This window comes from Hyphomicrobium sp. 2TAF46 (genome assembly GCF_052114865.1).
In the GTDB taxonomy this organism is placed as follows: Bacteria; Pseudomonadota; Alphaproteobacteria; order Rhizobiales; family Hyphomicrobiaceae; genus Hyphomicrobium_B.
Window position 1 is genome coordinate 421,300 of the sequence record NZ_JBFRFO010000004.1, and the last position, 10,787, is coordinate 432,086.

Below are 10,787 nucleotides of genomic sequence, written 5' to 3' on the forward strand. Positions count from 1 at the left end.
CAGTACGTGCGGATGTCGACCGATTACCAGCAATACTCAACTGTCAATCAGAAATTTGCGATCGCCGCATATGCGTCAGTAGCGGCGCGTCCGTGCGTGACGACGACTATGGAGATCCGCGCAGCGCACGCCGCTCGGTCTCGCTTAGCTGTTGTTTCTGCTCTTCTGTGAGGTGGCCTGCACCGACCACCTGGAAGGCGCTGTTCGGATTATAGCTGCCCTGCTGCTGCCCACGCGCTCTACGCCTGCGCTCCTCCTCGCTCGGCGTGTTTTCCCCGTCACCGCCGCCGAAGCCGATGACCTCGACGATGATCACCGACGGTTGCTCCGAAGCTCCTGACTGGGCCGGGTTGGTCGCTTGCTTGGCCGCCGCCCCCGAGGCATTCGAGGCCTCCGTCAGGCCGCCAATGTTCGGCGCCTGGATCTGCGGCACACCGGTGGTGTTGCCCTGCGCCTGGATATTGGCCGCGTTGACGATATGTAGCGCCGCGAGGTTGACGTTGCCCGATGAGCGAACGCCGGCCTCACCGGCGTCGATGGTGCCAAGCGGTGCAATAAGATCGATATCACCCGCCGCGATGCCCGGGATCGGACTCAAGGTCGCGATGCCGGCACCCGACGACGGCGCCTGCGGCGACAGCGTGACATTGCCGTAGTTGTCGGTCACGCGCTTCGGCGGCGTATAGACGATCGTCGTCTTGGCGCCGCGGCCAGCGTTGATGTCGCCCTCCGCCGACCAGGCCAGGATGCTTCCGCCATAGGTGGTCATGATGCGCGACAGGCCGAGCAGCAGACTTCCCTTCGAGTAGCTAAGAATGTTGCCTGCACCTTGCGTGATCAGTCCGGCCGAAGCTGGCGGCACCACACCGTCGACCCCGAGCACGATCTGACCTCCCGGCGCCAGGAGCTGAATGTCGCCGCCGGCCAGCGTTCGGATATTGGAGCCGCCGAACATGGTGATATCGCCGGTGCGCACGATGAGGTTGCCGTTGGCATCCTTGTCCGGGAACAGTGCCGCGATGACGTTGCGGCCGCGCAGGTAGGAACCGTAACGCGAGCTCTCCGGGTTGTTGTACTCGCGTCCGCCTTCGCGCAGTTCCGCGAAGTAGATCGTCCGCAGGAAGATGTTCTTCTGGTCCGAGGCCAGCGCATCGAAGTACGCTCGGCGCTCGTCAACGCTGGCGGCCTCGAAGCCGTAGCGCTCCTTCAGCCACGCTGCGAGCTCCTTCTCGTAGGTCTTGGCCACTTTGCCCGGCTGATCGGCGAGCGGCGTACCGGTGACCGCGAGGTTCGCCGGATCGAGATAGAGCGACGCCAGCTTCGCATAGTCCGGCCCGCTCGCGCCGACGCCGGCCTGCATGAAGATGCTCGCGCCAGGACGATTATCGCCAGGGACGACTGCGCCGATCGACGTAATCGAACCCTTGTCGGCCTGATAGATGTTGCGGCCCGCCAACACATCTAGCGTGCCGGGACCCACGATCTGCACGTTGGCGTAAAGGATGTCCCGTCCCGCCGACACCACCGAGAAGTCGTTGTTGCCGGCATGCAGGATCAGGTTGCTGGTGGCGTATGCACCGTCGAAGGTGGCAAGGTCGTAACCGCCAACCGGCGTACCGAGATTGACGATGTCGCGCGCCGCCATGATGCGCATTGGCTTGGCCGCCACGTACCACGCGCTCAACGTCCGCGAGGACGCTCTCTCACCGCCAGCCGTAAAGTCGAGCACCTCGCCCGATTTGAAGCCGACGATATCGCCGCCGGCGGCATAGATGAGCGCCGATGTGCCATCGTTCTGATGCAGGTCGCTGGCGGTGTTGGGGCCGAACGCAAAAAGCTCGTTGCCGACGGGCGTTATAATACCAAAATTATTCGGTACTGTACCGCTGCCATTGGTGTTGGTGGTGCGATTGCTCTCGCCGCGCTGCCACCCGCTGAACGCCGGCCTGAACGGGGTCGCCAGAGCGCTCTGGTCGGCGCCGGAGATGTCGATGGCGTAGCCGTTGGCATAGATCGAGCGGCCGGCCAGCAGCTCGAGCTGCCCCTGCGGCGACGGCGCGAGCACCAGTTGCGGCGGCGTATTTGTCGGCTGGATATCATAGGCGCCGTAATAGATGCTGCCGCTCGTCGCAAGCGCCGTCAGCGTAGGCGGATAGACGAACATGCTGTCGGTCGTCGCGTCGAGGCTCCCGGACTCCGCCAGAACGTACTGCATGGTCGGCACCAGATTGCCGCCTGCCGAAACCAGATTGATCGCCGTTTCGTCGCGCCATAGCGAGAACCAGGTCCTGCCGCCACCCTGGTGCCCGCTGCCGGCCGCGACATAAGACGTGGTACTCGGCAGGAGCAGCCGGCCGGGGTCCGTGGCGCCCGATAGCACGAGATCGCCGCGCGCCGACAGATTGACCACGGAGTCGCCCGGGACGACGACCGGTCCGCCGAAGCCGATGCCTTTGTTGGCGACCGATAAGTCGGGCCAGCGGGGATCCGCCCCAAGCTTCATTCCGTAACTCAGATTGACGCCACCAATCGTGCCGGCTCGCACGTCAATCAGGCCGCGAACGTTGACGAGCGCGCCGCTGGAGTCGCTTCTGGTCCGAGACGCTGTCAGCATGGTTTGCCACGGATTGAGCTGGCCACCGATCTTCACCAGCATGTCGCCGCCGCCGGTGAGGACCAACTGGCCATCGCTTCCGATCCGCCCGGTCGACCCCACCGCGATATCGAGCGCGGTCGAGCTTGACGCTTGGTTCGATCCCTGGCTCGCAAGCAACCCGGCATCGCCGCCCGCCTGCACGGTGACGTTGCCTCCGCCCAGCGTGCCGAAACCGGAAAATCCAGTCAGCGCCGGCATCACGTCGTCGGAATAGCGCGATTTCGGCAATGCAAGGGTACCGAAATTGATCCACCAAGCGGTGCGCTGGCCAGCGATGTCTCCGCCCTGCCGCCAGAGCCAGTTGCTGGGATCGTTGTACTGCAGGGGCCGGTTGTTCCCCTGGTTGATCGACATGCCGGTCAGGTTACCCTGCGCCGTCACAAGAAGGTTGCCACCGCCATCGGGGTACCAGGCGTGATAGACGCTGGTCGCACTGCCATCGACCAGCCCCTCATAAGCTGGGCCATAGCTGCCGAGGATCGAGCCGCCGGCCAACTGTCCGCGCGGCAGGTCGTAAGGATTGGAGCCGTCCGGTGCGAGCATCGCCTGCGATTGCGCGCCTGCCGTGTAGATGCCGTAAGCCGTACGCACCTTCAGGTCGGCAGCGCTCAGCAGCTCAAGATCGCCCGTGCCGGTGCGCACAACGCTCGTCAGCGGGAATTGCATCTGCGTGCCCGACACCACAACGGAGGAATCCGCGAGCACCAGGTTTCCGGCGTTCGCGCTGCGCGGCCGCAGCGCCCGGCTGTCAGCTGCGGCGATATCCGCGCCGGCCGCGAGGCGCAAAGACCACGACTGCGATCCGGCCGGCAGCATCGGCGCAGCCGCCCAGATCCCGTCGGTTGGCGCGCTGTCGCGCAGCCGCACGGATGACGCGCCGCCCGGCAACTTGACCGTGGTCGCGGCAGGCACCACAGCGCCGACCGGCAGCGTCAAGGCGCCGTTGAGCGTAAGGACGAGCGGCAAAGCTACGTTCTTCGGCCAAACCATTGGACCTATGGTAATGGCGGAAGTGAACAGGCTGCCGGCGCCAAGCACGGTCCCCACGGGCAAAACCGTATTCTGTGGCAGCAGCGTGCCCTTCGCGTAGATCACGGCGCCGCCGGCATTGCGCACGTCCGCGCGCAGCACGGTCCCCGCCGGAACGGTAAGCGCCGTCTTCAGCGGCGCGTCCGCAGGCAGCACGTTGTTTGCCCCCAAACTAAATTGCCGTACGGGCAGATCGTAATTCAGCACGCTAAAGCGCGGAAACACCGTGCCGTCTGCCAGCACCACGCCGTCGCGCGGAATGACGACATCACTGCCGGACGGCTGCGTTCCGCTGTACAGCATCCTTGCGACTTGGACCCCTGTCCCGAGCGGCTGGGGCGCAGCGCCAAAGCCGTCGCTGACATTGCCGAAGATATTCAGGTTGCCGCCGGCGCGGATCACCAGCCGGCCCGGTTCGCCGGAGCCGTAAACGCCGGTCTTCAACGTGTTTTGGTTGAGGCTGTCGTAGCGATAGCGCGAAAGATCGATGTCGCCTGGGACGGTTAGGTCGCCGTTGGGCGCCGCACTGGCGATCTCCACACCGGGCCGCAGATGAAACGCATCGGCATAGACGCGCAGGCCAGCGAGCCTGCCCTGCAGGTCCGCGTTTTGCAACGCCGCCGCGATGAACGATGTGCTGGAGGTGTGCACGGTGTCCATCAAGGCCTGGTTGACGATGCCGTCGGCAGGCCGGTAGGTGCGGAAGCCGTTGACGGCAACGCTGCGTGCACCCGTGATCGTCACTGGACCAGTTGCGTCGATCGCGACGTCGTTGGCGCCATCGCCGCTGCCACCCGCGCCGCCAAGCCGCGGCGCGTTTAGCTCCACCGTGCCGCGTGCGACGGCATCGGCGGAGCGCACGTCGATCGTTGCGCCCGGCGTAAGCTGAAGCCGACCCTGCGTCGTCGTGAGTTCGACCACGGCCCGATTGGGCGCATCGATCGGCTTGCCATAGCTGTCGACGCGCAGCACGTTGCCGTGTGCATCGAGCGCGGCGCCGGATCCAAGCAATAGCCCGTCGCGCGCCGCTAGCCGGATGGTGCCGACCTGCTCGCCACTCGCATCGATGCGCCCGTTGACGATGAGTTTTCCGCCATCCACCGACAGGCTGACGCTGTTGGCGACGAGCTCGTCGCCGACGATGAGATCGCCCTGCTTGATCTGGAAGTTGCGCGACCCGACCACGCCGCTGGCGGTGAGCCGCCGGTTGAGGGCCGCGAAATCGTCCAGCGTCTGCGCGCGCACGTCGATGCCGCCAGCGCTGAACGGCACCTTGGTGCCGCCCGCATCGAAATGCCCGGAGCTTCCGGCGCTGATCGTGCCGGCCAGGTCGACATGACCGGCCGCGGCATCCAACGCTGTCACCGACAACGTTCCGGCGCGGTTATTGACTGCGGAGAGGTCGATCGTCGATCCGGCAGCCTGCGTGATATTCCCGTGCGCGCTCTCGAGACTGACGTCACCACCCCAGCTGTAGCGAACGGCATCGATCAGGGTCTCAGACCGTCCCGCCAGGTCCAGACGCGCGGCGTCGGTCAAAATGATGTCGCCGCCCGCGGAGACGGTGAACTTGCCGCTGGGCAGCAGAACAGAGCTTGCAATCGCAACCGTCGCCGCTTTCAGACCGATCTCGGCGCCGAACGTCGTGGCCGGCGCCGTGGCGACGTCGCCGGAGCCGGCGACACGAAGCGCGCCACCCGCCGTGATACGGTTCACCGAGCCGGACCCGCCGGTGAGCAGTGGCGTCATCATGTTCAGGTTGCCGCCGCTATAGGCATAACCGACGCCGGGCTGGTAGGCGCCCTGACTTTCATAGACCGACATCGTGTTGCGATTGTTCGCGGTTATCTGCGTGTGCGCGGTGATGTTGACGGTGGAGAAGCCGAGCATCAGGCGGTCCAGCGTGAGCTGGCTATCCGGCTGGGTTCCATCAGCATAGCCGAACAGCACCTGATCGGCGACGATATTGAACGTACCATGGCCGGTGCCGGCTCCGCCCGCGATCACAGCGCCGGGCGGGACGCTGCGCGGTGTGGCGTTCGTCGCACGGCGTACGCCATCGCTGACGCCGTTCCAGATCAAGTTGCCGGTCGTCAGGGTTGCACTTTCGGCGGCTGACCCGAGGCCATAGATCGCCGGCGTGTTGAGGATGAGCGAGCGCAGGCTGGAGTGTCCCGCCGCGGAGTCGATTGTGGAGAGGTTCACCGCTCCGTAGAAGTTGACCGACGCCAGCGCCGAAAGCACCAACCCTTCCAACTTGGGCGCGCCAGCAACCGCGTTGCCTGCCAGCAGGCGCCCCAGCACAGTCTGGTTGAGCACGAGGCCGGCGGGCAGCACACCGGCGGCGCGGGCCGCGGCGATCGCGCCCTCGTCGCCGATATTCAGGCTTGGCGTGGTGAGCGAAAGATAGCGCGCGCCGAAACGCGTGTTATCGGCAATCGACAGCGTGCCGCGCTCGACAGCGAAGCCGAGGGTCCCTTCGGTGGCGATCGTGGCGGCGCCGATGGTGATGCCGCCGAGCGTATATCCACCTTGCATTTGCTGCACATCGATCCGTCCGTTGGAGACGACGATCATGTTGCCACTGGCTGTATAAGCAAAGCCGTCGGCGGGCGGCATCACGATGGAGGCACCCGCGCCGATCGTGTCGATACGCGCGCCATCCTCGATGCGGATTCCGCCAGCGCCGGCCGCGATGAAGACGTCCGGCGCGCGCAGCACCGCGCCGCTGCGCACCACCACGGAATTGGTGGAACTGGTGGTGCGGACACTACCTAAGTCGAGGATGAGCTGCTGGCCACCACCGATCGACAGCCTGGCGGCGCCGATCGCATTGAGATCGGCCGCACGCACCGACACGAAGCCTGCGGTCGGCGCAGCGTCGGCACCAAGAATTTCGACCTGCTTTGGCTGGTCCCAGGGCGCGTAGTAGTCGACGTCGACACTCACTGTGCCGCCGTAGYCGCCGTTGCCCGGCGTGAACAGAGCCTGTCCGGCGAAGGACAACGCCGTCCGGGCCGCCGACGCGTCACTCGCGAGAACAAGTTGCAGCACGCCGGCGTCGACCGGCAGGCTCGGCCGCGGTTGGCCGTTGCGCGCGGCCGCGGCGAGCATGAAGCTCGCATAGCCTTGCTCGTTGTATTGCGAGTAGCTGCGCACCACTGCACCGGGCGTGATGATGACCTGGTTGGGCAACGACGCGCGAATGGACGTGTTGGCGATGCCGAGATAACCGGCCGCAGTCCAGGAGCCGTTACCGATGGCGGTAGCACTCCCGAGCGAGCTGGCGCCCGCAAGATTGGACGGATTGCTTGCGCCGATCTCCACGCGGAAGGCACCGGGCAGAAGTGCAAAAGACGCCGGCATCAGCGTGTACGTGCCTGCCGCAAGGTCGGGCACGCCGCCGCCGATCGTGATGCGCTGGCCGATCATTGGCGTGCTGCCCTGGCTCGCCGGCACCACGGGCGCGTATTCTGCCGTCGAACTCGGCACGATCGCAAACACCTGGCTGCTCAGACTGCTGTAGCTGTTGCCCGGATTGGCGGCGCGCAACGGGTTAAGGAGCGCATCGACAGAGCCGCCGCGACCGCTGATGAAGCCGGAGCCACGCAGATCACCTCCGCCCGACAGATCGACCAGCGCACCGGCGGCGACCGAGACCGCAGGTCCGGATAGGCGGATACCGCCGGTCAGCCGGCCGAACCCGTCCACTCCATTGTAGGCGGCTCCGACCTCGGCACCGTCGTAGCGATAGACGATGCCGTCGACGGTCCCGCCATAAGGCATCGTCAATCCCGCGCCGCTGCTCGAGGTGATGCTGCCCGGCAGGAGATCGAGTCGCTGAGTGTCGGGTACGCCCGACTGGCTGGCGCCGCCGAGCGCGATTGTGCCGAGCGGCGCGCGCAGCACGCCACCCTGTTGGATAGCCGTAGCAAAGACCGTCATCGTGCCGAACGCCGAGAACGGGACGGGCGGCGTATCCGCCGTAGTGCGGCCGAACCGGACGAGATCAGTCGCTGCCAGAATGACCTTCGCGTTGCTCACCGGGTAGATCTGCGCGGCATCGAGTTCGAGCGTGTGGCTGCCATAGCTGTCGCCGACCAGCCGTATGTCTCCGCGGCTGACCACGTTGATTCGATCGAATCCGGCAATGTTGGTGACGACCGGCGCCACGCCGTCCGTCTGCGTCACGGCGATGTTGAGCGGTTCGGATTTGGCGGCGAGGTCGACGAGATCAGCCGTGATCGTCAATTGCGCCGTGCCGGACTTCGTCGGCTCGCTGCTCGGCTCCGTGCCTAATCCGGCGCCGATCTTGCCGATAATGCTTCCGGGACGCGGCTCAAACGCACCACTGACGGCGACATTGGACACAGCGCCGAAGGTGACATAGGGCGCGGCGAGATCGACCCGCTCGTTCCCATTCTTGGCAACAAGATTACCTGAGAGCTTCAAGCTCTGCGGCACGGCGAGCCGCACGTCGCCGTCGAAAGCGATGGTGTCGGCATAAAGGCTGAGATTGGCAAAACCGCCGGCGGCAACTTGGTCAGCGCCGATCCGCGCGTGTCCGAAAAGCAGCGCCGAATCCCTGGAGCCTGGAGCAAGGTCGGTCGCAAGATCGCTCGCGCCCGCCTGCGCGCTGACCTCAAGGATGCGCAGGCGTCGCACTTCATTGGGGGCCGGCTGATCGATGGGATCGGCATAGCGGGGCGTGACCAGCGCCAGGCTGAGCGTTCCGCCAGCCGCGCCCTCGCCGCCGGCCTTGGCGGTCATCTCGCCGTCCAGATAGAAGCCGCTGAACGTGTTGATCCCGATGGTGCCACCCGGCGTCGCCAGGGTGAGAGGCTGCGCTGCACCCGAAGCGCCAAACCCCGCACTGGGCACATCGATCACAATGCTCGTGCCGGAGGCATCCAGGCGCGCGCCCGGCCGCGTGATGACGAAGCTGTTGCCGGCATAGGCGATTCCACCGACCTCGTTGCCCGTGATGGCGCCGAGCATGATGCTCCCGCCCGCGTCCGCAAATCCATATCGCTCGCCAGCGCGGTCGAGCGCCGACGCGCCGCGTCCCGCCACGTCGAGGACCGCCGTCTCGCCGAGCCAAATCGACCGTGCACCCAGTGTGGGATTGGCAAAGCTGGTGCTCGTGCTCGCGACGTTCATCTGGATCACGTTGATGCGGCCGCCAGCCGCGGTCAGCCGTCCATCAACGGTGATCTGCCCCGGGCTCTGCAGCGTAATCGCACGTCGCGGATCGACGGTGATGTTCGCATCCCGTCCGATGACGAGCGCGCCTTTATTTAGATCGAGGTTCGACTGGAGCGTAAGATCGGCACCGGCCCGCCACGCGATCTGACGCTTTGCCGGATCGTCCTGAGTGACCGGAGGTAGCCAAAGCTCCAGGGCCGACGCCGGATCGGAGCCGGTCGGCGCGCTCCATGCCGCCGCACCAAAGCGATAGACGGGCATGTTGACATCGATGACGGCGCGATCTTGGACCAGTAGTCCCTGATGGCCATTGATGTCGTAGCTCGAAAATCCCGTCTGGAACAAACCGGTGCCGAGTTCTGTCAGAGGGGCGACAGCTAGGGGCCGCGGCGCCACGGTTCCGAGGGGAATTGTGGTACCGGCAGCAAAGCGCAATTGTGTTGAAGCCACGTCTCCGGCGGTAAACGTGACGCGGGTCTCCGCCACCACAATGCCGTTGGGAAACTCGCCGGCTGTGAAGGTGAAACCAGCCGGCAGCTTGACGCCGTCGCCGGGGAAGATCAGCGTGCCTGGCGCGACATGCGCACCAGCGCCGAAGTATGTGTAGTTGACGTCGTAGAAGTTGGTACCGGCGGGGACGGTCCAGCCATCGGGTCCCACCTTGAGCGGCTTCTGTTGGTTTGCGTCTACCTTCAGCGGCACTGGTGCAAAATCGCCCGGCGCAAGCCCGGTGATGGTCTCATCGTAGTTGAATGGAATCCGTCCGCCGGCGGGGATGATGATCTCTTCAGCCAGCAACAGCGGGATGGGCGCCCTTTCGCCGGCGCCCAGCACGCCGTCATTGGCGAGCGCTTTGCCGCCGATCACGATCGACGGACCGCTCCCGATCACGAGCTTGCCGCCGCCACTTGCGCCGTAGCCGTTGATCCGTCCGTCAAGGACTAAGCGCCCACCGACACTTCGACCGCCAACCGAACGATCATCGGCGACCAGAGTGACGCTCCCACCCTTGCCTCCCGTGGTCTTGCCGTTTGGCAGGACGGCGGCGCCGGAGGAGACGTCGATGGTGCTGCCGACGGTAATCGTCGCGCCCTGGGTGGAATTGAAGCTGACGCTGCCTCCATTGATGAAGGCCAGGCCGGAAAGATCGCCGGGCGCGTTCGCCGCATTGGTCCACAGCCCGCGCGTGTCGATGGTTGCGCCGGCATGCAGCGTGAGCTGTGCCGTGCCGTCGGCCGCGGTCAGAACGATCGGCGTAAGGATGGCGGCGTCCGGCCTGAGAATATTGGTGACGGCGACGCTGCCGGCGCGTGCGGTCACATCGGCGTTGATGTTGACGGTGGGGGCAACGAGATCAAGCGATCCGCCATCGGCAAGCGTGAGGTCGCTGTCGATCGCGATCGCGCCGCGCGTAGCGATGTCGAGGCCGCCGAGCTTTTGCTCGTTGAGATGGCCGGCATCGAGATACAGCGTGCCGGCGCGGCCGGAGGGAAGTACGGACGAGGCATCGAGCCCCGCCGTGACGTTGGCGATGTCGCCGATCACGACGTCGCTCGTGTAGGCGCCGATGCGGCCAAGCGCACCGTAGGCGCCGACGAGAAGCTGCCCGGCTTTCGCGACCTGGGTCTGTCCGACCTTGTAGCCGTCGGTGGCGCCGGCGGGGCGCGCGTTGAGCTGACGGCTGCCCTGCACGACGTCGGCGAGGATCTTGCCCTCGAACACCGCCGTCGGCGTCGACAGGATCAGCTGGCCGGCATCGCGGCCGACCGTGTAGCCGTCCTCCCACCGCGTCGTCACCCGGCCCTTGCCGAACGGGCTGCTCCAGACCTGCGTCACCCCCCAGCGGTCGTTCGACCGCACGAAGCCTTCGCCGAGGCCATAGAACGTCATGTCGCCG

General features: G+C 65.8%; 1 protein-coding gene. It reads right to left on the reverse strand.

From position 1 onward, the window contains the following. Positions 1 to 106 precede the first annotated feature (106 nt). On the reverse strand, positions 107 to 10,780 hold the full coding sequence (locus tag AB4Z24_RS11335) for a filamentous haemagglutinin family protein (protein WP_441708278.1): 10,674 nt from the start codon (positions 10,778 to 10,780) through the stop codon (positions 107 to 109). Positions 10,781 to 10,787: the final 7 nt, after the last annotated feature.